The 21190-nt window shown below is 53.5% G+C and carries 17 protein-coding genes, 1 tRNA gene and 1 pseudogene; 5 read left to right on the top strand and 14 right to left on the bottom strand.

Annotated features, from left to right (window positions below; all coding sequences use genetic code 11):
- Positions 1–13: 13 nt before the first annotated feature.
- The 8 genes and pseudogenes from ACR0MI_RS22015 to ACR0MI_RS22050 form a co-directional block, all read right to left on the bottom strand.
- Positions 14–250, bottom strand: a complete 237-nt coding sequence (locus ACR0MI_RS22015; protein WP_170422163.1) for a hypothetical protein — start codon at positions 248–250, stop codon at positions 14–16.
- A 343-nt stretch (positions 251–593) separates the two neighbouring features.
- Positions 594–1748: an AI-2E family transporter gene (locus tag ACR0MI_RS22020; RefSeq protein WP_170816811.1), complete on the bottom strand. Its 1155-nt coding sequence runs from the start codon at positions 1746–1748 to the stop codon at positions 594–596.
- 323 nt (positions 1749–2071) lie between these two features.
- On the bottom strand, positions 2072–3181 hold the full coding sequence (locus tag ACR0MI_RS22025; protein WP_170422168.1) for a mechanosensitive ion channel family protein: 1110 nt from the start codon (positions 3179–3181) through the stop codon (positions 2072–2074).
- Between the two features lie 261 nt (positions 3182–3442).
- Positions 3443–3577, bottom strand: coding sequence for a hypothetical protein (locus ACR0MI_RS22030; protein WP_256368552.1), 135 nt, complete (start codon positions 3575–3577; stop codon positions 3443–3445).
- A 203-nt stretch (positions 3578–3780) separates the two neighbouring features.
- On the bottom strand, positions 3781–4281 hold the full coding sequence (locus ACR0MI_RS22035; protein WP_170422174.1) for a DUF1269 domain-containing protein: 501 nt from the start codon (positions 4279–4281) through the stop codon (positions 3781–3783).
- 137 nt (positions 4282–4418) lie between these two features.
- Positions 4419–4634, bottom strand: a complete 216-nt coding sequence (locus tag ACR0MI_RS22040; RefSeq protein ID WP_170422177.1) for a hypothetical protein — start codon at positions 4632–4634, stop codon at positions 4419–4421.
- A gap of 136 nt (positions 4635–4770) precedes the next feature.
- Positions 4771–5199 (bottom strand): annotated as a pseudogene (locus ACR0MI_RS22045) (integrase core domain-containing protein); the annotation flags it as partial.
- 1210 nt (positions 5200–6409) lie between these two features.
- On the bottom strand, positions 6410–7432 hold the full coding sequence (locus ACR0MI_RS22050; RefSeq protein WP_170816810.1) for an AraC family transcriptional regulator: 1023 nt from the start codon (positions 7430–7432) through the stop codon (positions 6410–6412).
- A 92-nt stretch (positions 7433–7524) separates the two neighbouring features.
- On the opposite strand from ACR0MI_RS22050, the gene ACR0MI_RS22055 reads away from it, so the two are divergent.
- The 3 genes from ACR0MI_RS22055 (at position 7525) to ACR0MI_RS22065 (ending at position 11912) form a co-directional block, all read left to right on the top strand.
- Complete coding sequence (locus tag ACR0MI_RS22055) at positions 7525–9036, top strand: DUF1214 domain-containing protein (RefSeq protein WP_480855599.1); 1512 nt, start codon at positions 7525–7527, stop codon at positions 9034–9036.
- Positions 9037–9200: 164 nt separating this feature from the next.
- A complete protein-coding gene (locus ACR0MI_RS22060) occupies positions 9201–11189 on the top strand; it encodes a DUF1214 domain-containing protein (protein WP_170816809.1) in 1989 nt (662 codons plus the stop codon).
- A 649-nt stretch (positions 11190–11838) separates the two neighbouring features.
- Positions 11839–11912 (top strand) — tRNA-Thr (locus tag ACR0MI_RS22065).
- A 479-nt stretch (positions 11913–12391) separates the two neighbouring features.
- On the opposite strand, the gene ACR0MI_RS22070 is transcribed toward ACR0MI_RS22065, so the two are convergent.
- The 4 genes from ACR0MI_RS22070 to ACR0MI_RS22085 all read right to left on the bottom strand — a co-directional run bounded on the left by ACR0MI_RS22070 (position 12392) and on the right by ACR0MI_RS22085 (position 16259).
- Positions 12392–12856: a phosphate-starvation-inducible PsiE family protein gene (locus tag ACR0MI_RS22070; protein ID WP_321251590.1), complete on the bottom strand. Its 465-nt coding sequence runs from the start codon at positions 12854–12856 to the stop codon at positions 12392–12394.
- 367 nt (positions 12857–13223) lie between these two features.
- Entirely contained in the window at positions 13224–14570 is a 1347-nt protein-coding gene (locus ACR0MI_RS22075; protein ID WP_170619409.1) for an amidohydrolase family protein, read from the bottom strand.
- A gap of 155 nt (positions 14571–14725) precedes the next feature.
- Positions 14726–15304 carry a hypothetical protein gene (locus ACR0MI_RS22080; protein ID WP_170613173.1) on the bottom strand — a complete coding sequence of 193 codons (579 nt, stop codon included), beginning with the start codon at positions 15302–15304 and terminating at the stop codon, positions 14726–14728.
- 208 nt (positions 15305–15512) lie between these two features.
- Positions 15513–16259 (bottom strand): outer membrane beta-barrel protein, encoded by a 747-nt coding sequence (locus ACR0MI_RS22085; RefSeq protein ID WP_480440756.1) that lies wholly within the window; start codon positions 16257–16259, stop codon positions 15513–15515.
- A gap of 563 nt (positions 16260–16822) precedes the next feature.
- Here ACR0MI_RS22085 and ACR0MI_RS22090 point away from each other — a divergent pair.
- Positions 16823–16990, top strand: coding sequence for a hypothetical protein (locus ACR0MI_RS22090; RefSeq protein ID WP_170613177.1), 168 nt, complete (start codon positions 16823–16825; stop codon positions 16988–16990).
- A 63-nt stretch (positions 16991–17053) separates the two neighbouring features.
- Positions 17054–17734, top strand: coding sequence for a hypothetical protein (locus tag ACR0MI_RS22095; protein ID WP_170816805.1), 681 nt, complete (start codon positions 17054–17056; stop codon positions 17732–17734).
- A 53-nt stretch (positions 17735–17787) separates the two neighbouring features.
- Here the strand turns inward: ACR0MI_RS22095 and ACR0MI_RS22100 are convergent, their stop codons facing one another.
- Positions 17788–18864 carry a T6SS phospholipase effector Tle1-like catalytic domain-containing protein gene (locus ACR0MI_RS22100; RefSeq protein ID WP_170816804.1) on the bottom strand — a complete coding sequence of 359 codons (1077 nt, stop codon included), beginning with the start codon at positions 18862–18864 and terminating at the stop codon, positions 17788–17790.
- Entirely contained in the window at positions 18842–21133 is a 2292-nt protein-coding gene (locus tag ACR0MI_RS22105; protein WP_170613183.1) for a xanthine dehydrogenase family protein molybdopterin-binding subunit, read from the bottom strand. The genes ACR0MI_RS22100 and ACR0MI_RS22105 overlap by 23 nt, the downstream gene beginning before the upstream one ends.
- Positions 21134–21190: the final 57 nt, after the last annotated feature.

Consider the following 21190-nt stretch of genomic DNA (forward strand, 5'->3'; position numbering starts at 1 on the left):
TTGTTTCCGCAGACTAAACTGCTTTCTTCATACGTTCGTAGGCGGCCTTCATCTTCAGACCCAGCTCGCGGGCCGCTTCTCCGACTTCATCTTCGGACTTTTCGAACTGAGACTTACTCAAGAACGAGTCCCAGTCACGCATAAGGCTTTCCCATTCATCCTCTGCTTCTTTCGCACCAAGATGAAGTTGCAAACGAAGCTCGTCACGTGTTTGCTTGAGATCATCCATCCATTTCGCAATATCAGCCATGTCAATCTCTCCTATCGCTGCGGGCCAGAACTTATTTAATGATGTAAGTATTAGTTTAAATTCAAAGTTCTGTATACTCTCGCAGCGCTACAGTTTTGCTAATTTGGGATTGGAATTGAGATCCGAACCAAAAGCCAAACGCTTGACTGCGATACCCTCCAAACACTTTGCATGCACGGTTCAACCACTGTTTGCTGATCCATTACTCGCCGTCATCGCTGCAGCCACGTTCAATCGATTACAGGGGCAAATAATGGTGGCTTAAAAAATTTGACAACCTGGCCGCCGTTTTGACACTGGTAGAGAACTTCATCGATATAGTCGCGCCCCTGTTAAGCGTAGACTATTTATCTCTACTGTCGAAGTCTGCGCGAAGTTGCTCAATTTCCTCTTCAAACTCTTGGCGTTTTTTGGATTGGCCTATATGCGACAACACCGATTGATTATTCTTTTTTGAAGCAACAGTCTGCTCTTCCAGTAATTGACCATCCGCTGACAGAACTATTGCGATCCACCGTGTTGCGGGGATTTCTGCACAAAAAACCATAACGATTACCGTCATCGGTATCGCTAAAAACGCGCCGATCCCGCCCCAGACAGTGGCCCAGAAAGTAAGAGCGACCATTACCATGAACGTGCTGAGGTTCAGAGAGCGACCTTGCATTTTCGGCTGTATGACATTGGCGATGAACTGATCCGCAAGGCCATAGCCAATCAACACGATTAAAAACGGCCTCATAGTATCGAATTGGATCAGAGCAACGAGAGAGGGCAGCGCAATTGCGATGAACGCCCCAATGTTTGGAATGAAGCCGGCTACAAACACGGTCAGTGCAAGTAGTGGCGCAAAGTCCAAGCCAACCCACGAAAAAATGGCGAATGCAACAACGCCGCTCATGGCACTTGTTACTGCATTCACCCACATATACTGCTTCACGCCATTGGAAATTCTCGAAAGCACTTTCTTGGCGCGATGTGCCTCTTCCTCCCCAGAAGCCAAAAGTGGCAATTTAGTAGCCCAAGCTAGTCGTTCAGCAGTCAAGAAGATCAAATAGAGCGTTATAAGGCCAAGCATTGAAAGTGCTCCGCCCACTCCGCTCATTGCTGCAGTAAACCAACGCCCTACATCGGCTTGCTCCATGGCTTGTTGGATTGCGATCACGATCTTGGGTCCGAGAAAACCTTCCAGTTGTTCCGACAAAATTGAGAAGCGCTCCCGGTATCTTGGCAACGCGTCTTGAACATCATCCGCTGATGAAGCGGCAACAAGACCCAGAAGAACGACCGCTCCGACTATCAAAACCGTGCTCAGAAGTTGAGCTAACCAGCCGGGTGGCGACCAGCCAATCAAACTGGTGTGCTGAATCTTATCAACAAGCGCAGAGGTGAGAATATAAAGAAGACCCGTTACCGCAAGAGGAATGAGAAACCCGCGCCCGAACCACAGAGCGCAAATCACGAGAGCGATAGTGACCATCGTGAGGAACCAAATCGGCACTTTTGTATTGTCTTCGCGAGTTGGGTCCAAACAATTGAGTCCTATTGGTAAACTTGTCTCAAATTGAACACGTTATGCATACAAAATACAACATCGCTTAATCGGCTGGGGCACTTCGCGCAGTTTGGGGGCCACTGTCCGACCAGTCTGGCAACTCCGACGTCCAGACGCCAACAAATTCGGACGCGGATGAAATGACTGAAATAAGCACCCGTGCATTTTTGGAGGATGAGGTAGCGAAAGAACTAAATGAACCAAAGAGCGCAGAGACGAAGGTGTTCTGCAAAATGAAAATGGCTCGTTAGCCACCAGTTCGTTTGGCTTCAGCTTTTTCCTGCGTGCTCTGCCATATGTATCGTTTGGGTGGGGTAGGCTAGCGCGGTGCCTGCCCTTGCGACAGTCTCTAAAACTTCTAGGGCAAGGCGTTCACTTGTTTCCAGATAGTCTGAATAAGTACCAGACTTCGTCCAGGCATAGAACTGAATGTCGATGGAACTGTTGCTGATACCCGATACGTTAACGTACTTGGGAGCATCATCATCGAGTGAGAAGGCCCCACTGTTCTTCAAGAACTCACTCAAATCACGTCTAACTTTTTCAATTTGGTCACGGGACGACGAAAGAACAAGTGGAATTGAAATCAGGATACGCCTGTGCTGCATTCTTGAGTAATTTTTAACAACAGAATTTGACAGATCAGCATTCGGAACATGGCGGGGCACTTGGTCGAAGCCAACCACGAGTGTGGAACGCAGATCGATCTTTTTAACCGTCCCCAGAAACTTGCCATCAACTTCTATGGCGTCTCCGGTGACAAATCGAGCCTCGCTTTGGTTGGTCATTCCCGCGATCAAATTCCGTACTAAGTCCTGTGCAGCGATCGCAAGCCCTGCGCCCAAAACACCGACGCCAGTAAGAGCTCCACTAATGTCGACGTTCCAGACCTTCAATATCGCAGTAAGTCCAAAGATAAAAATGGCGAAGCGAGTAACTCTAGTGGTCCAGTCGGCCTCAAGGGTTACATCCTGAAACTCACCTGTTTTTAAGATTGAAACAAAGTTACCCGCTAGTTCATACCAAGTTGCAAACACAGCCACTATGGCAGCGGTCGCTAGAACGCTCCTAAAGAGGCCACCTGTAAACTCGGGAAGTTCCAGAGCTTCAGAGACAAGGAAAATCGATAGGGCTACAAGAAGTACTTGAGTAGCCGAAACGAGGCGTTCACGCGTCGCTTCACCAATCTCGGAAGATAAGTTTGACAGCAATGCATTGAGCGCTGAAACCACCACCATGGCCAGTGCACGACGAAAAACCAAAACCGCCGCACAAAACACGATCGCGGCAAGGGCCGCGGGATGATCTACTGAGCTCCACCACCGTGACAGAGCATCACCGTAAGTGGAAAGTGGCTCTCGAAAACTGTTTTCTTCCATAAATTCGATTTGTAACTCCAGCAAACGGCTGTGTCGAACCCGCTTTAGAATTTGGCGGGTTCGTTGGCCCGTTAGCCGAGTGCCTCACCTGCCAGCTTGGCTGCTTTGCTCAAAAGAGCTTTTCTGTGAGAGTATTCCTCTTGTATCTCTGCTTTTCTCTTTTGGAACCGAGCTTTCGAATTTTCTGTCGCCGAGTCGATTTGCTGGTCAATTGCATCCAACCTAGCATCGAACTCCGCGTCGATCTCCTCTAGCCGAGCGTCAATGCGGTCTATTTGCTTCTTTGACCTTTGATTTGGTCTTGTCGATACTTTCTTGGATGTCTGTCGCCATTTCTTCAGCGGCTTCGTCCAGTTCGTCTTCCATGGCAGTCAGCTCTTTGTCCAATGCAACCATTTCCGCCATCCTCAACTACATCCGTCCCGGCTTATAGCGATTGAAATGGCGCTGGACCGGAAGCTGAAGAGCCCTCCGTAACCTATTCGGCAGTCCTGTCAGAGACTTGAGCCGAAAACGTACTGGCAAGAGCTTTTTCCTGCAGCCGTGGTGTCGTTGTATGATGGCTAAACGATCATCGTTTTGATGAACACACCTGCGGATTATACTGACTTAAGAGCATCGTTGATCTGTTGCACGACATCGTCAGAGAAATCCGATATCAGCACCTCACCCTCAAAAGCAGACAGCTTTTCAAGAACCATTTCTGGGTTCTCGGTTCCACCCAATAGGAAAAGTATGGCACGACCATCTTCCAATGATCGTGCTGTTTTCTTCATAAAATCATCCGGAATGCCACGATCAGCGACCGATCCTCCAACGGCACCTGTGAGTGACCCAAACACACCGCTTGCAGCCAATAGCGCTGGATTCCCGCTCATCAGACCAATAGCGCCACCGATAACCACACCGACCCAAAGACCGCCCAGAGCCCCGAATTTCGTCATGTTGACGGTCTGATCAAGTTTGATTTCGCCATCTTCAGTGTAGACGACAACCGCGTCTTCTAACTGAACAAGCGCCTTTCTGGTTAATCCCGCAATTTTGCCACGCGCGGAGCGCGCCGCTTCAACATCTTTCATGAGAATTGCGACCAGGTTCATCGTTCGGTCTCCTTTGGTTCGGCCGCGGATCCTTCTGCGAGACCCATCGCATTATTGTTGGGCCCAAAGTTATGAAACTTCTGGCGGGCTGGCAGCCGGGTTTGAGGCCGCACTGAATCACCCAATAGCCTGCTTGATCAGGTTGCCTTTTTCATCTTGTCATACGCGGCCTTCATTTTGAGGCCGAGATCGCGTGCCGCTTCTCCAACTTCCTCAGCGGACTTTTCGAACTCGGCTTTTGTAAGAAACTTGTCCCATTCGGCCTGAAGCTCTGTCCATTCATCCTCAGCTTCTTTCGACGCAAGGTGCAGTTGCAGTTTCAACTCGTCGCGTCGTTGCTGCAGGTCTTTCATGAGTACAGTCAAGTCCATATGAATTGCCTTTATTTTGATTGAGAGCAGACGAATGTTGCCAGTGTCCGTCGTCAGGGGTTTTGGTACAGAAGGCGGCCATAGCTAAGAGAGGATCTGGCCCATCTGGTTTTTCCGATTATGCGGCGGATTTTCGGTGAAGCAAGCGCCTTGTTTCGATTGTCTTCCGTTTGATCCTTTCGCGTTGTTTCAGAATGGTCTGCCCGCGCCCGAAGTAGACATCAGCCGGCGTGAGGTTTTGTAGGCTTTCGTGGTAGCGACGGTGATTGTAATGCTCGACGAAGGCGTCGATCTGTTGTTGGAGGTCGCCGGGCAGATAATAGTTTTGCGATAAGATGCGGTTCTTGAGAGTTTGATGCCAGCGCTCGATCTTGCCTTGGGTCTGTGGGTGATATGGCGCACCTCGGATATGATCCATTTGTTGATCTTCCAGCCAGTCTGCAAGCTCACCAGAGATGTAACTGGACCCGTTGTCGCTGAGCAGACGCGGCTTGTGCAGCCCGGTTGCCTGATCACAACCTGAGGCCTGCAAAGCGAGGGCCAACGTACACGGCCCCCGATCCGGGCAACACGCGGACCCAATCCGGCTTTCCGCAGTCGGTAGAACGACGATCTGCTAAGACCAAAGACATGGCAGAATTCATCGATTGAATAAGTCTTCGCGTTCATGGCGAATTCCTTTCTAACGGCGGAGATACAACAGCACCTCGCCCCGGCTTCTGATTATTGGTGAATCCGCAGTGATCGATAGTGTCACATGCTGGTCTCGCAGTTTCCTGCGGTTATGGCCTTCGAGCCTGACCCGAGAGGCATCTCACACTTTGAAGTGCGGTGTCTTCATGGTGTATGATGTTTCATCCGATGTCAATATAAAAGTGTTGTGGGACAATGGCTTACACTGCATTACCGTGTCTGCCTCTACCGCGTATTGTGGTCCATTTTCTATCCAACATATCCAACTTGGAAGACATAAGTACGAAGTTGCGTAAGAGAATTACTACTCCATGGGAGGGATAGTTATCGGTCAATATCTTATTCAAGTTGGATAGGTTGGATATGTCGGATCATTAGCGGCCAAGCATGGCAATCATGCCGACTGATGATACCATTGCACCCAGTTGATCAGATCCAACCAGAGCCTTCGAAGGCAGGAGGCAAGATGCCAAGAACAGAGAGCGCCAGCGATACAGCGACAGGCCACGCGCCGAGTTCAGCCGGGCACTCAGGTGCTGCAATCGCTTCTGCCCCTACGCTAACCCAGATGATCCGATACGACGGCACCATCTACGCTCATGAATTCTGCCGGGTTACTGGGATTAAGCCAAACACACTTCGAATGTCTCGAGCGAGAGGTAAGGGACCGCCCGCAAAGCGCATCTCGAACAACCGAGTCATCATGTCCTTACGAGACGCAGCGGCGTGGTTACAGGCGACTGGACGTTACGGCGAAGCCATACGACTTGCGGAATGGCTGGATCAAAGGTGGCGAGAAGCCGCTCGCGAACACCGGCAGATGGACGTGCCCTCAGTTCAGTTGGCTACGCGACACTTAGATTGGCGGACTGTGTCTGGTTGAGTTGCGTGGTTGCTGCAACGAACACCCAAAACGACGCAGTAACGCCTTGGTGGCGCACGGTGACTCCTGTTCGTTTTCTGCGATTGACTGCTTCTGCCGAGTCCGGACGTTCGAGATAGTCCAGATATACGACCGTTCAGCGGACAAAGCCGTCGGTGGTGCTAAAGCATTTTCAGACGGTTTAGAACCTATCGCGCCCAAGTATTCGGTGCTCAGATGGCGAGACGCCAGTGGCGGTCTTAAATGCACGACTGAAGTTGTTGGCGGTCTCGTATCCCAGCGCAGTAGCAATATCGGCGATGGTGCCAGACTGCGATGAAAGTAACTCTTTCGCCCGGCTTACGCGAACATCGGTTACTATGCGACGGAATTGCGCGCCTTCTTCATCTAGCTTCCTTTGAAGAGTGCGAACACCAAGCCCGAGTGCGCGAGCTGTTGCGTCAACCGAGATTTCTTTGTGGTGGAGTTGCTGTCGGGCTATTGCGGCAACCTGACCAGCTATTGTTTCAGGTGGACCACCGACGCGTTCCCTCGCAACATCGTCAACCGTCACAAAACCGCGAACACGATATTGCCTTCTGTTCTCGACCAAAAACAATGAGCTTTCGAATTCCACACCTAACCTTGGTGCGTTCCAAACTATGGGACACCCATATGTGTCCTCGACTTCGACCGAGTTCGGTACTTTTGCAAAATCCAAGAGAACTGCGGTAGGCGTCCATCCCCTCCCTAAGTACTCGCGAAAAATACTCAGGAAAACGCCGATCGCGGAAAAAGCTATATCAGCATAAGCGGGGTGCTCCGGCATTCCGAATTTGTAGCAGTAGCGCGAGCGTCGGCCAGAGGCTTCCAGCCATGCGCGATCAACTGATGAGTGGAAAGGCATAACTGATGTTGCGCGACGTAGTGCGTTTCCCAACGTAGGCGCGGACAGGACATACTCTCCCCAAAGCCCGTAGTCTGCGACTGTTAGGTAAGGAGACCAAAGCAAGCCAATGTTTTGATGGCCCGCCGATCGAGCCGCCTGCTCGACGAATGTCGCCAATGAATGCTCAGAAATGTACCCCGACCGTTCTTCGATAAAGTGATGCGGAAGGTCAGCGGCCTCCATGGCCTTCTCTAATCGTTTTTCACCGGCGACCTCGTAGACAAACTGCGGCATCGCGCCGAGCGCCTTCGCTGAAATCATCGGTGGTAGCGTCATTGAGATCCCCAAAGAAACATCTGTCGTGAAATGATACGCATCTGCGTTCCGGATGTGCAAGTCTCCCAAAAATCTCAAGGGAGTAGTCACGAATGAAACAGATGGGCACATTGTTCACAAACTTATCGACCAAGTGTTTGGTTGCGGCCGTTTGCGTCGGCAGCGTCGCTGCTCAGGTCGAGGCGCAGGAATTTAACGACACAGGCGACATCCTCGCGCGCTCGGCGCAGGTCGAAGACATCGAATACAAAATTATGGTCCAGCGCGCGACACAAACCGCAATCTGGGGAATGCCCGCCGCTGGTATGATTGATTTCCTGAAAGGTATTCGCCGCGATCTGGGCGGAGACTACAACGACATTGTGTACCTTAATAAACCGTTCGACTCCAAACACGGGTTTCTGACGGCCAATGATGTGACAGCTTACGCATGGGCCTCGATGACGTCTGAGCCCGGGCCGTTGGTGATCGAGGTCCCGGCGGCAACCGACAAGGTTAATTACTTCGGTACGATTGTGAACGCTTGGGACGTGCCGATTGCCGATGTTGGTCCGGACGGGTTCGACAACGGAGAGGGTGGTAAATATCTCATGCTACCACCCGACTATGACGGTGACATGTCGATCGAGGAACTGACCGAAGCTGGGTATTTTCCGTTTGAGACTGACACCTATGAGTACGGATTTTCATTCCGTCCAAAGCTGACCAATGGGGGAACAGATGCAGATGCCGCGGAATATGCGCAGACAATCAAGGTCTATTACCTTTCGGAGGCCGATAACCCACCGCCAAACACCTATCACGAAGCGTCGGAAGTACCCTACGACTCGCTGCCTTATTACAACGAAACCTTCTTTCAGGACCTAAACGACTACGTCCAGAACAATCCGGTCCGCCCTCAAGATAAGGTCATGGTGAACCTTCTTAAGGACCTTGGCATTGAGAAAGGTAAGCCGTTCGAACCAACGGAACAGCAGCTACAGGCGATGGAAGAGGGGCTGTTGTTGGCCTATGCCTCGATGCAGAAGTACTTCGTAACACCCGGTAAGGCGATGATACCGCTTTGGGTGGATGAAAACGGGGATATGAAAAGCCAATGGCTGATCTGGGACTTCGCTGAGGGTCAACCTGAAGCAGGTTTCCCGTACGAAACCGAAACCGAGGTGCTTGTCGATGCCCGTGCGGGCGGAAGCTATTTCTGGATTACCTATTTGCCGAAAAAACTTGGCGGCGGGACGTTCTACTTAACTGGGCTGCGCGACAGCGAAGGTGAGATGTATGACCACAATCAGACTTACAAGCTGAACGTGCCAGCAGACACACCCGCCGAGGATTTCTGGTCAGTCATTGTCTATTCGATGGAGACCAAGAGTTTCATCCGCAACGTTGATCCTGTGGGACTTTCAGAGCGCGACACCGACACGATGCAAGCAAACGAAGATGGTTCTTACGACATCTACTTCGGGCCTGAAGCGCCAGAGGGCATGGAAAGCAACTGGATCCCAACCACCGAGCCCTACTTCCTCCTGTTCCGCCTCTACGGCCCTGAAGAGGGCTGGCTGGAAAGCGGCTGGATGCTCGGAGATCTCAAGAAGGTCGAGTAGCTGAACTTTTTGGCAATTGAATTCGGACACTGACCGGTATTGGCACCAACCAATTGGTCAGCAATTGGAGAGGCGGTGTATACCTCGGGACGCCGTCTCTCCAAAACAAACACTAAAGTGCCAAGTCGCGAAAAGCGCACAAAGGCAAAAATGGGAGAAGCAAAATGAGAAACGTAAAGACTTGTATGACAGCGATTGCGATTGCACTCGCAGTCACTACGGGACCACTTCATGCGCAACAATTTGGCCAAGAAAGAGCACGAGCGGTCGGTGAACTGACAGATGAAGCGGTTGTGTCCGCTTTGCGCGAAGATGGTCGCGTCTCAATGAGCGGCGGTTTTTTTGAGACCGACAGTGACGCGCTGACCGGCACGTCCCCAGAGGTGTTGTTCAAAGTTGCCAGCGCGATGGCGACGCTGCCTGAAATGCGACTGGCGATCGTGGGCCATACGGACTCGGTGGGTGACTTTGCTTACAACATTGACCTCGCTGAGCGCCGTGCGGCGGCCGTACGCAATGCACTGATGGGCGAACCCTACAACGTCGCAGCGGAACGTCTGGTCGCCATGGGCGCAGGTCCAATCGCGCCTGTCGCCTCGAACTTGTCCGAAGAAGGACGCGCGCTGAACCGGCGCGTGGAGTTCGTTTTGTTGAACGAAGACATGATACAACAGAATGAGGGTACAAACGAACAAGTCGCATTGCCTCCCCAATCCGACAGAGAGTTTGCTGCAATAGTACCTGAAAACGTTTTGACACCGGATAGAGTGGAAACAGAGACACTTGGCACACTTGAGTTTTTCGATGGCATGCCTTCACCAGCTACGGTTGAGAAAGTCTTCGACAATCTGGACTTGATGCGCGCAACTACTGCTTTTCTTGATGGCATGAAAATCGCGTCTCTGCGTGGAATGTTCCAAGGTTATGAAGATGTAGGCGCACAACCAAATGATGTCGTCATTGCAGAGAACTTATTGGATGCCAGATCAATCTGGCTGACGCCAAACACAACGACAATTTACGTTGGTTCCAACGTTGATATCTCCGAAGGCCCGATGGTCATCGAGGTGCCGGCAGGCATGTTGGGTCTGTTGGACGATGCCGGGTTCGACTACGTCGCCGATATTGGCGCGCTTGGTGCAGACAAAGGCGAAGGCGGGAAATACCTGTTGATGCATCACGACGATGAAACTGCAGTGCCAGAAGGGTATTTTGAACTTCGTACAAGAACAAATGAACACTGGTTGCTGCTGCGTCGTTCCCCCGGAGCAGATGGTGACACAACAGGACCAGTTGCAGAGATCAAGGCCGGATTGAATATCTATCCGCTCAGCGCAGCCGATAATCCGCCACCAGAGAATTTCATCAATATCTCCGGCGTTCAGCACAACACTGTCCATGCCAACAACGAAGACTTCTTCGAGGAGATTCATGTAGCTTTGGATAACAATCCGGTCGGCGCTTTTGATCCGGAAATTGTTGGGACATTTGCTTCCATTGGCATCAAGAAAGGCGAACCGTTCGAACCGGATGCCAGAATGAAGGGCATCTTCAAAGAAGCAGCCGCCATCGCAAACGCAACAGCGCGTGCCATCACATACGCCTCACGCGATCCGGGCGTGTATTTCTATGAAGATCGTCAATGGAATTCGCCGTTCCAGCGTCAAAGCTATTTGTTCCTAGAGGATGGCGCGCGTATTCTCGACGACCGGACGTACTTCTTCTACATGGCTACCGGTATCACACCTGCCATGACCGCCCCGCCAGTCGGCACTGGTTCAGTGTACGCGATGACGGCCCGCGACAAAGATGGTGAGTACCTCGATGGTTCAAAGACCTACAAGGTAACGCTTCCCGCGCCGGTTCCTGCCAAAAACTTTGCGTCGTTTATGCTCTATAGTGGGCAGACTCGTTCGATCTTGGAAACGGACCAACAAGCCGGAGGGATCGACTCCAACAGGCCCGGAATCAAGCCGAACGATGATGGTAGCTTCAGCATTTATTTCGGACCGGAAGCGCCTGAAGGTTGGGAAAACAACTGGGCGCAAACGGTCCCCGGACGAAGCTTCAATGTCATGATGCGTCTTTACGGCCCACTTGAACCGTGGTTCGACAAAAGCTGGCGGCCCGGTGACTTGGAACTCGTGGAGTAGTCTTGGAAGTTTAGACCAGACGAGCAAATGTCTTATGGCGCATATGGACGCTCCAAGAAATTGGGGCGTCTCGAGAACCGGCAGCTTTGGGCTCGAAGCAGACAGCCGACCGATCTTCTAGGATGTCTCCTACAATAAGATTGCCGGACGGTGGAAGCATGATCCAACCTATCCGACCTAGGCAACCTCGCTCTGAAGTTTGCTTTAAATAGGGCGGCCTAGTTCGTTACTAGCCGTGGTGCCTTCAAACAAAACTAAAGAGAAATGTTGGACAGGTTGGATAAGTGGGATCAGATAACAGCCATACAGGGGGACGCATGACATCACCCCTGCAGGGCCACCGCGCAGGGAACTGGGTTTTGGGTTTGGGCGGGGGAGTGTTGCTGAAGTCCAGCAAGGATTGATCACAGGTGCTCTGGTTCTTCCGCTGCACTTCCGCTGCACCGCACTGCACTTCTGACAATGTTTGGCACATCACATCGTGTGTTTGCCTTGCATGTCACGTGCACTGCTGAACATGCCGCATGTTGCACTTCATGGTACGGCATGCGACACTCAACCCACTGACAAAATGGGCACTTCTGCGTCATGCGTTGGGTGTTGGTGGTGGCGGTGGATCGCAGCTTGTGCGTCTTGCAAGTGATGTTGTGCTGGTGACGGATATGGTGTTGCACTCCCTTGGTAAGGGAGAGGTCGAGAGTTCAATTCTCTCCAGCAGCACCATAACTTCCTGATAATAATTAAAAATTAGGCTTCTCCCAAACAGTCAAACCGCAAGAAAGCACTGCAAAGTGCTGCATTCGCCGGCAAGATTGTTTCTGCAACGTGCAAAATGCGTGCAAATGCGGTGCAACCAATAAGCGTCATTTCGAGAGGGGAATCCGTAATTTGCGGCGCTTCCAGAAAATGGAGAGTGCTCAAGATAGCAGAAATCCTTTTAGCGGGCGTTTCGTTTACCGCTTTGCTTCAAACGGCGTGCGGGCTCTGGACCCATGAAACGATCAGAATAAGCCACCCGCCAATGGTGCTGCAACAACCAAGCTGACCTTCTTTGCTTCCGGCATTAGGGTTTATGTCGGCAAAGTCCGGTTAATCCACGGATTAGTCGGGGGTTAATCAGGAACGCATGGGCTGACGAGGTTTCTATTTCATGTTCAGGAAACAGCTTCACAGAAGCGATGGCAACAAAAGATCCGAGTGACTCATGGTTTTCTGGCTATAAGCCAGTAGGTTACGCCCAGCGCAAGACCGATTGCTGCGTAACCAAGAAAGTACTGAGGTTCCAAATTTTTGTCGTCTAGCGTGATGATTTTTCGAGCTACAGCCATCAAGGCTGTTGCGACAACAAGCTTGATGTGGATGACGTCGGCGGTCAAATATAGTGTAATATTTGTATAGATTTCTATCGCAATGAGAACGACCAGCACGGCGCTGAAAACCGTGAGAAGGTCACTGACTTCCAAGATGTAGACAGGCGGTTCCAGCAACTTTTGGTAGGTTGTGAAACCGGCGTCAATAATTGCCATCAGAATGATTCCGAGCATCAGCACCGACAATGCCCTGACACCGTGGCGGATCATGCGGTTGCACCACCGAACAATGGCATCTTCGTGATCGGGATCTAGTTCCACATGTGCTGGGATGGGTTTGTTCTCTTCACCACTCACTGTAGTCTCCAATTCCGACTTCATTCGCAAGCGTGAGAAATTTCATGGTGTTGCATCGCTCACTTCGGCTTGGACCGAGTTTTCCCATGAAACGCGTGTAGTCTTCCAGACCGATCTTTAGGTCTTCAAAGAACTCTGTTGGGCTCTGTGAGTTCATTTTCTAATCGGGGCAAATGCCTCTTTTCGGGATAAGCGGTCGACGAGCCTCGGTTCATTGACGGCGGTTCTCCATTGTCACCGCGTCTGGTTGGATTTTTGAGCCCTCTCACTGCTATTCACTGCCAAACTTTCGAACTGAGTGTGTACACCTACCACGGACTTGACTGAATCTTGCGTTCAAATCGCACATTGCGCCTGAGCGGCCGCTTCACTCAAGACTGTTTTTGTAGATCACACCATCCTTCATGATAACCGAGAAGTTGGCCTCTGGATCGACCATCAGATTGATATCCTCCACCGGGTTGCCATCCACCAGCACAAGATCGGCATAAGCCCCGGGTTCAATAACTCCGAGTTTGCCTTCGTGGTAAGGGTTTCGTGGCCCGGAGAGGGCAAGGAGTTCAGCGGTATTGAATGTCGCTTGCTGCAAAACTTTCGCTCCTGACCACCATCTTCCGCGACGCTCGAACTCCAGATTCTGCATAGCAAGAAGCGCCGGTGAGCCAAATAGGTCGACCCCAAAGGCAATCGGCAGGTCGTACTTCTGGATGAGCGAGACGAAGGTCTCCACATTGTCTCGGACTGGTGCGCCCTTGGCGATGGTGTCCGGGTCTCCTCCTGCCAGCATCTCATCGTCTGGTGTGAAGATCAGGAACTGTGGATTGAGGATAGCGCCCGCATCTCGAATTGCCGCGATGGTCGCTTCTTCCTTGATCAAATTGCCATGATCAATGCTTTTTACACCGCCGGCCAGCGCTCGCATAACCGACTCGTCTGAATATGCGTGCACCAGAACATAGGTATTCCAATCCTCGGCCGCATCCACCGCAGCACGGATCTCCTCGACTGAGTAATGCGTGGTATCAAGTGGGTCATAGGGGCTGGAGTTGCCACCTCCCAGGCTTAGTTTGATTTGGGTCGCCCCTAGCCGCAACGCCTCGCGGGTCATGGCACGAACTTCCGGCACACCGTCTGCGATGAATGACCACTGCGTCTCGAAAAAACTACGCTCGCCACGCTGCCTCGGGTGGGTTTCGTTGTACAAACGAAAGTCAAAATGCCCGGACGTCTGCCCTATGAAATGCCCGGAACAAAATATGCGCGGCCCAGGTATGATGCCTTCATCAATGGCCTGAGCAATACCGTAGCAAGGCCCTCCGGCGTCCCGCAGGGTCGTGAAGCCGCGCATCAGCATGGCCTCAGCCTCCCGCGTCGCCAACGCGCCGACATAGGTCCAATGCAGATTGTAGGCGAGTGCAATGGGACTGGCACCCAGCATGATGTGATTGTGCCCATCGATCAGACCGGGAACGAGCATGCGCCCGCCACCGTCAATTACAGTTGCGGCTTCGGGTGGCAACTCAGTGGTCGAAACCTCGGCGATAAAGTTGCCCGTGACCCGGACGTTAGCATTTTCGATCACAGTTGCATTTCGACTGTCAAAAACATCGACGTTTAAAAAAAGAGTCGAAGACTGAGGGGTTTGCCCGATCGCAGGCGAAAAAGCTGTCACCGCGGTAAGTAGGCTCAATACATTTGTAAGCTTAATCAGCATTATTTCCCTATTTTCCAGTTCACAGAGCGCGAATGTCTCCGTTCGCACACCATGATACACAGTTTTTCGATGAGCATTCAAAACTGGCCAGAAGTGCATCCGAAGAGGTGCTCCGCTTTCGTCAAAGTTTCAGACCTGATCCTCCTTATTGTTGATCAGCGTTTGTGGGATTGTTCATCAGCTCGGCGCAGTGCAACCTTTTCTGCTTTGCGGCGGTGAATATTCTCTAACTCGGCCCTGATCCATTCTTCGGCGCCCCACAAACTCTGGGCAGGAATATCCCGGCCAAAGAAATTGAACTTAAAGGCCAAATCTTCTTGCTCGTCCGAATTTTCCTTAGCCGATATAGCTGCAGTTGCCAGGCCTGTCAGAAATCTTGGTGGCAGGTTCCAATTCTCTCCCACTGGAAGCCGCTCATAACCACCCTCAAAACTAATGCGCTTACTGAACTCACCTTCGTGCACGATGGGGTTTCTAACCAATTTCCACATCGCTTCCGGCATCGTAAGGCCTTCAAATTTCGTGCCTATTACTCTGACACTGAAGGCAATCTCCCAAACGATTTCCTCTTGGTCTTCCAGCAGCTTTTTGAACCTATGACCTGATCCTTTTGACGGGTATCGCTTTTTCCCCGTCGCATCAAAAGCCTGGAAGATTGCTGTCACCGCGTTCTCGTAATCGCCAACGGCGATGTCCCTAACTGCTCTTTTCAAACGCCTACCAATTCCACTCATGATATATCCCTACTTCGGCCGTCGCGCGCTCGACCCGTTCGCCTTGATAACCTGATCGCTAACCAATGATCGGGCACCTCAGTGCCACGACTTCACGCACTTGCACCACAAAAGAGCTGCGCTTCGTTTCGGGAGATGGCCACAGCGAAACAATTGAAGCGACCTGCTGAAATCAAAAGCGAAATTTATCCGCCACACACAGGAACACCTAATTGAAAGCGTATGTCGCGCCGATCAGCAGGCCGGACTGGCTGAAGTCAAAGTCGTTACCATTCACTTCGTGATCAAACGAAATATGGCGGTATCCGCCTCTGATCATCCATCGGTCGTTTATGGCATAATCCGCCGTCAGCAAAATTTGCCAGGTCTCGCTGCCACTTCGGAACCCTCCGTAGTCCAGAAAGGCCGTACCGGACCAGCGATCAGAAATCGCATAGCGGGCGCGGAGACCTATGACAGGGTCTGTCCAACTGGCGTCTACGGTACTGGTCGTCCCAGGCAATGCCCCCGGGGACAGCGTGAATTCGGTTTCCGTGTTGAACCACCTGAACCCTCCTGCCAGATCCAGTTTCAAAGTTGGGTCTTCGTAGACGCGGTAACCAACGTAGCCGCTCAGGAACTGCGTCTTGAGGGACGTTTCCACGCCGGAGAACGCAGGCCCGGACAGGTCGTTGTCAATGGAAAGCTTGGTGTAGTTGTAATCAGTCAACAGACTCCACCGGCCGTTACTGGCCGCGAAGGCACCCATGAAGGCGAGGTCCAACTTGCTGAGCGCGTCCGAAAAACTCAGCGTTGCATCGATGTTGCCGTTCGGCGAATCCAGTGACGTTTTTGTCTCTGGCATGAACAGATAAATCGTGGCTTCGTAATTCCAGTCGCTCGACTGGGCTGCAACAGGCAGCGCTGGAACTGCCCAAGTGGCGAGAGCAGCTGTCCATGTGGGTAATCTTTTCATAAATTCCTCCTATCACATGCCGACTGCATGAACTTTCACAGCAGGGAGGGGCCAAAATCGCATTCTGGTATTCTTGTGTGAATGATGGCGATGGCGGTGATCCGAGTCAAAAGGATTATCTGATCGGGCGTCGTTCAATCAGCATTTCAACCAATGGCTTATCTGGCGGGCTACTCTTGAACCTACATATCTGAGCGGACCCACGGTTGTGCTGAAGAAACGGAGAACCAAGAGGGACGTCTATTGCCCGGAAAGATTCTCTCTGAGCGCTGAGGTTGAAGCTTCGAAAGTGTCCAGGATGTTTCGATCGGGCGCAACCTGCAACCGGATGTCCGATGCCTGTCATATACACTTTGGTTTTGGGAAAGGGTTGAGGGGCTGGCATGAGTGAGGGGGTCTATTCGGCCAGCCCCCCGTGTAGTGTTGGACGGAGGTGTGTGTGTGGTTGCTCCGTTATCTGATAACTAACAAATCGAGCGGGGCTGCGGTATTGGGGGTTCCCCGTAGTTAGGCAAATTAATCCTCCCGACATAATTCAGACAGAGCGCGGGGCTAATCGGCAGATGTGGCGCGTTCTGGTGTGTTCTGCGATTGCTGATGGGTACGAGTTTGGCGCGTCACACCACAGCACCCAGGGCGACATGACACTGCGTGGCAAATTCGCGCGGAAGCCGGAACAGGTCAGCTCTTGGGCGGCGTTGGGCGGGTCGATGCAGGTTGTGGTATTCTGAAGGCATCCACCGGCGGCATTGTATTGAAACCGCTTGGGGTCCGTTCTTGTTTCGGAGTGTCCTATGAAATTTATCAATTCTTCCACACTCATCCTTTGCGCCGCCGTATTGCCGACATCTTGCAGCACCATTTTTCACGCGGATTTCGAGAGCGGGACGCCCGGACAGTCGCCACTGTCCAACCCGCCAGGGCCACCCGCCGGCGACAGTATCAGTGTCGGATCAGAAGAGTTCTTCTTCGTATCCGCCGAAGACGCCATTGCCGGCGATCTTTCCCTGAGTATCCGTGAGCGGCCACCTGCAACAGAGACGTCCGGCGACCATATCACTTTCCGGACGTCACCGATCAGCGACGAAACCGCGCCGATCTACATCACGTGGCAGGGGCAGATTCTGGATGATGGCGGAATGATCTTAGATAGCGGTGTCGTGGGGCGGTATGTCGGCCGGGTCGTTTTCAACAATGGCCAGATTTCCATGTTTGATACACCGGTGGGCAGCTACAGCATCGGCGACAGGCACACGGTTCTGATCTCGATGTTTCCGGACGACATGGTTTATCGCCTCACAGTCTTTGGTGACGCTTCATTGGAGGCGCCATTTGCCGAGGCGAACCTGCGCGACCTTGACGGCACCCCTGACAACGAAGGGTTCGTCGATGTTTCCGTCAGCGCCTCGGCAGATCAGAACAGGTTCTATGTCATGGATGACGTGACAGTGTCGCTGCGTGATCCAGGCGATTGATTAGGGGCATTCAACATTTTGCAGCGCCGGCGGCGGTGGATGGCCGGTCGCGGTTATTGCGCCGGATGAGAAGGCAAGTTGGGCATGGGCACCCAGCCCGGCAGATCATCCGGTGAAACCGACACGTGCAGATGTTCCGAGCGGTCCCGACCGACTTTGCGATGCTTGCGCAGAAGGAAGATCTTGCCCCAGCCCCTCCATGTCCCGACTGATCTGGCGGACGCATCGACCGGGAAACGCTCGCGCCAACCGTCCGGCAAGGGCAGACCATGCAGTTCTGCCTTGTCCAGCATCCAGATCAGGGAGATGTTGCTGAGTGGGCGCGCATCTTCAAAGCCGTTCAGTTGCCCGCCGACATCGCCATGGGTGCCGCGGAACCAGACCTGTTCGACATGGCCGCGGAACTCGGGCGTACATTTCCACAGGACCGGTTCGAACACTTCGCGCGTCTCATCCAGCGCCAGAGCGTGATAGCCGTGGCGGGTCGAGGGACCAAGCTTGTGGTGGTGAAACGCGTGCCGATCCTCGGCCCAGCGCCACAGCATGGGCAGGCGCAGGCCCAGCGCCTTGACCGTATCCCAGACGCCAACCATTTCTATCGCAATTTCGTCATGGCAGAACTTGCGCCGGAAATCACCTGCCGCTGCTCCACCTGGATTGCATTCATAATGGCGATAAGCCTGTTTGATGTTGCGTTCGGTGGCATGCTCGGCCTTGAGCAGGCCAATCATGTCGATGACACCGGCAAGACTGCGCACACCGTACGCGCCACGGGAATATCCGATGAAGTAGATCCGGTCGCCGGGCTTGTACCGCGAGGCAAGATAGCCGTAGGCACGCCTGATCTGGCGATTGATGCCGCGCCCCATCATCACATCCAGCGAGGACTTCCAGCTTTCCCATTGCACACCGGATTCGTAAAAGACCGAGACTTGGCTGCCCATTTCCCGACACAGGCGATAGGTCTGACCGGCATGTGTCTCAAGGCCCGGCTCCAGCGTGGACATGGTGCCGTCCAGAATGATGACATGGCTGATTGGCTCGCGGTGCAGCGCCTCGGCCGAGTGCTCGGAGCGAAGCGGCCGTCCTAGCCATCCCAGAACCTTTCTACTCAGCCGCGACAGAACCATGTGTCAGCATCTCCCATACTCTGTGAGGTGTGAAAGGCATGTCCGCCTGCCGTACCCCATGATCCCAGAGCGCATCCTGAACCGCGTTTGCAACAGCGGCCAGCGCGCCCACGGTCCCGGCCTCACCGCATCCTTTCATCCCCATCGGGTTGGAAGTTGACGGAACCGGCGCCGAGGTAAACTTAATCATGGGTATCCCGGCGGCACGGGGCAAGGCGTAATCCATCAACGAAGCCGTGAGCAGTTGCCCCTGCGCATCATGCACCACTCGTTCGTTCAGTGCCTGGCCAATGCCCTGCACCACCCCGCCATGCACCTGCCCCTCGGCCAGCATCGGATTGATAAGGTTTCCGAAATCATCAACCACTGTATAGCGGTCGACCCAGGTTTCCCCGGTGAAAGAATCGATCACGACTTCGGCAACATGTGCGCCGTTGGGATAGCTGCGCGCCTCCAGATCGGCGCGTGCCGTGTGTTGCAACAGGTCGGTACGGCCATCGGCGCGGGCCATCTCGGCGGCCTCGGTCAGGGTGGGTGTCAGGTTGGACCCCGGCGCCCGAAAGGTTTCGTGGTCAAAAATCACTTGGTTTTCCTCGACCCCCATCTTACCGGCCAGATAAGGCGTGAATGCGGCGATCATGACGTCGATTGTGGCCAGCGTTGCCGTGTTTTGCACCGTCACCGAGCGGGATCCGCCCGTCCCACCGCCATGCGCCAGACGGTCGGTATCGCCCTGGACCACCACGATCCGGTCCATTGGTATCCCGGCCTGATCCGACAGGAAGTGAGTGTAGGCCGTCTCGTGTCCCTGCCCATTCGATTGAGTGCCAACGCACATGTTCACCATTCCATCCTCGCGGAACTCGATCTTCGCGTTTTCGGAAGGGTCGCCCAGAATGCTTTCGATATAGTAACAAAGCCCCTGCCCCCGGATCAGGCCGCGTTCAGCATCGGCGGCCTTTCGGGCGGCAAAGCCTCGGGTCTGCTCGCCAGCGCGGCTGAGAACCATGTCGAAATCGCCGACGTCATAGGTTTCCCCTGTTGCGGTTTTGTAGGGGAAGTCCGCAGGTTTGATGAAGTTCCTGCGCCGCAGTTCCCACGGATCGACACCCAGTTCGCGCGCGGCGCGGTCCATGACCCGTTCGAGGACATAGATCGCCTCGGGCCGGCCCGCGCCGCGATAGGCGTCGACCTGCGTGGTGTTGGTGTAGAACCCTTCGACCCGCAGATATGTGGTCTGAACATCATAGACACCCATCAGCACCTTGCTGAACAGGCTGGTCTGGATGGCCTGCCCGAAATGACTGTTATGGGCGCCAAGGTTAACCTTGCTGTGGACCCGGTAAGCCGTGATCCTGAGATTGTCGTCGAAAGCCAGTTCGGCCAAAGACGTCAGATCGCGACCATGATGATCGGACAGCATCGCTTCGGACCGGTCGGACATCCAGTGCACGGGTTGCCCCAGTTTCATGGCGGCAACGCAGACACAGAAATATTCGGGATAGGGCATCACCTTCATGCCAAACCCGCCACCCACATCCGGCGTGGTGACACGGATCGCCTCGGTTTCAAGCTTCAGTTTCTGCGCCAGTTGCCCCCGCATCGCCCAGACACCCTGACCGCCGTAGGCGAAGTGCAGCCGGCCGTCCGACCATCTGGCCTGACAGCCGCGCGGCTCGATCGAGTTGATGATGACCCGGTTGTCCGCCACATTCAGCGCCACGGTATGGGCGGCGGACTGAAAGGCGGCTTCGGTCGCGGTTTCATCGCCAAGCCCCCAGTCAAAGGCGCGGTTATCCGGGGCTTCGGGATGCAGCGGCTCTCCGCCCGCATCCACATCCAGCTTGGCGGGCAGGTCATCGGTCTCCATCAAGATCAGCTCGACCGCGTCCTGCGCCTGAAGCTGCGTCTCGGCAATCACTGCAACGACGGGCTCACCCACAAAGCGCACACGGTCTTTGGCAAGCATTTGCCGCTGTGGCGCCGCGCCTTGCGAGCCATCCCGGTTGGGCATGATCGCCGCGTTCATTACAGTGTCGATCCCGGTCGCGGCCAGATCGTCCAGCGTCATGACCAGGCGGACCCCATCCACCTGCCGCGCAGCATCCAGATCCAGCGCTATGATCCGCGCATGCGCAACCGGGCTGCGGAAGAAGGCCGCATACAGGGCATTGTCCGGCACGGCATCGTCCATGTAGCGCCCCTGCCCGGTCAGAAAGCGGTGATCTTCGGTCCGTTTGACCGGCTGGCTTTTGCCGAACTTTTCCATTGCTGTCCCTTTCAGGCTGCTGTGGCTGCGAGGTTAGCCCCCGCATATGCGATGTCC

Source organism: Ruegeria sp. D4 (genome assembly GCF_056534475.1).

Bases quoted from the DNA above. Each gene is read 5' to 3' on its own strand.
- ACR0MI_RS22015 (WP_170422163.1), bottom strand. From the start codon at position 250: ATGGCTGATATTGCGAAATGGATGGATGATCTCAAGCAAACACGTGAC.
- ACR0MI_RS22025 (WP_170422168.1), bottom strand. From the start codon at position 3,181: ATGGAAGAAAACAGTTTTCGAGAGCCACTTTCCACTTACGGTGATGCT.
- ACR0MI_RS22030 (WP_256368552.1), bottom strand. From the start codon at position 3,577: ATGGTTGCATTGGACAAAGAGCTGACTGCCATGGAAGACGAACTGGAC.
- ACR0MI_RS22035 (WP_170422174.1), bottom strand. From the start codon at position 4,281: ATGAACCTGGTCGCAATTCTCATGAAAGATGTTGAAGCGGCGCGCTCC.
- ACR0MI_RS22040 (WP_170422177.1), bottom strand. From the start codon at position 4,634: ATGAAAGACCTGCAGCAACGACGCGACGAGTTGAAACTGCAACTGCAC.
- ACR0MI_RS22050 (WP_170816810.1), bottom strand. From the start codon at position 7,432: ATGACGCTACCACCGATGATTTCAGCGAAGGCGCTCGGCGCGATGCCG.
- ACR0MI_RS22055 (WP_480855599.1), top strand. From the start codon at position 7,525: ATGAAACAGATGGGCACATTGTTCACAAACTTATCGACCAAGTGTTTG.
- ACR0MI_RS22060 (WP_170816809.1), top strand. From the start codon at position 9,201: ATGAGAAACGTAAAGACTTGTATGACAGCGATTGCGATTGCACTCGCA.
- ACR0MI_RS22075 (WP_170619409.1), bottom strand. From the start codon at position 14,570: ATGCTGATTAAGCTTACAAATGTATTGAGCCTACTTACCGCGGTGACA.
- ACR0MI_RS22080 (WP_170613173.1), bottom strand. From the start codon at position 15,304: ATGAGTGGAATTGGTAGGCGTTTGAAAAGAGCAGTTAGGGACATCGCC.
- ACR0MI_RS22085 (WP_480440756.1), bottom strand. From the start codon at position 16,259: ATGAAAAGATTACCCACATGGACAGCTGCTCTCGCCACTTGGGCAGTT.
- ACR0MI_RS22090 (WP_170613177.1), top strand. From the start codon at position 16,823: ATGTGGCGCGTTCTGGTGTGTTCTGCGATTGCTGATGGGTACGAGTTT.
- ACR0MI_RS22095 (WP_170816805.1), top strand. From the start codon at position 17,054: ATGAAATTTATCAATTCTTCCACACTCATCCTTTGCGCCGCCGTATTG.
- ACR0MI_RS22100 (WP_170816804.1), bottom strand. From the start codon at position 18,864: ATGGTTCTGTCGCGGCTGAGTAGAAAGGTTCTGGGATGGCTAGGACGG.
- ACR0MI_RS22105 (WP_170613183.1), bottom strand. From the start codon at position 21,133: ATGGAAAAGTTCGGCAAAAGCCAGCCGGTCAAACGGACCGAAGATCAC.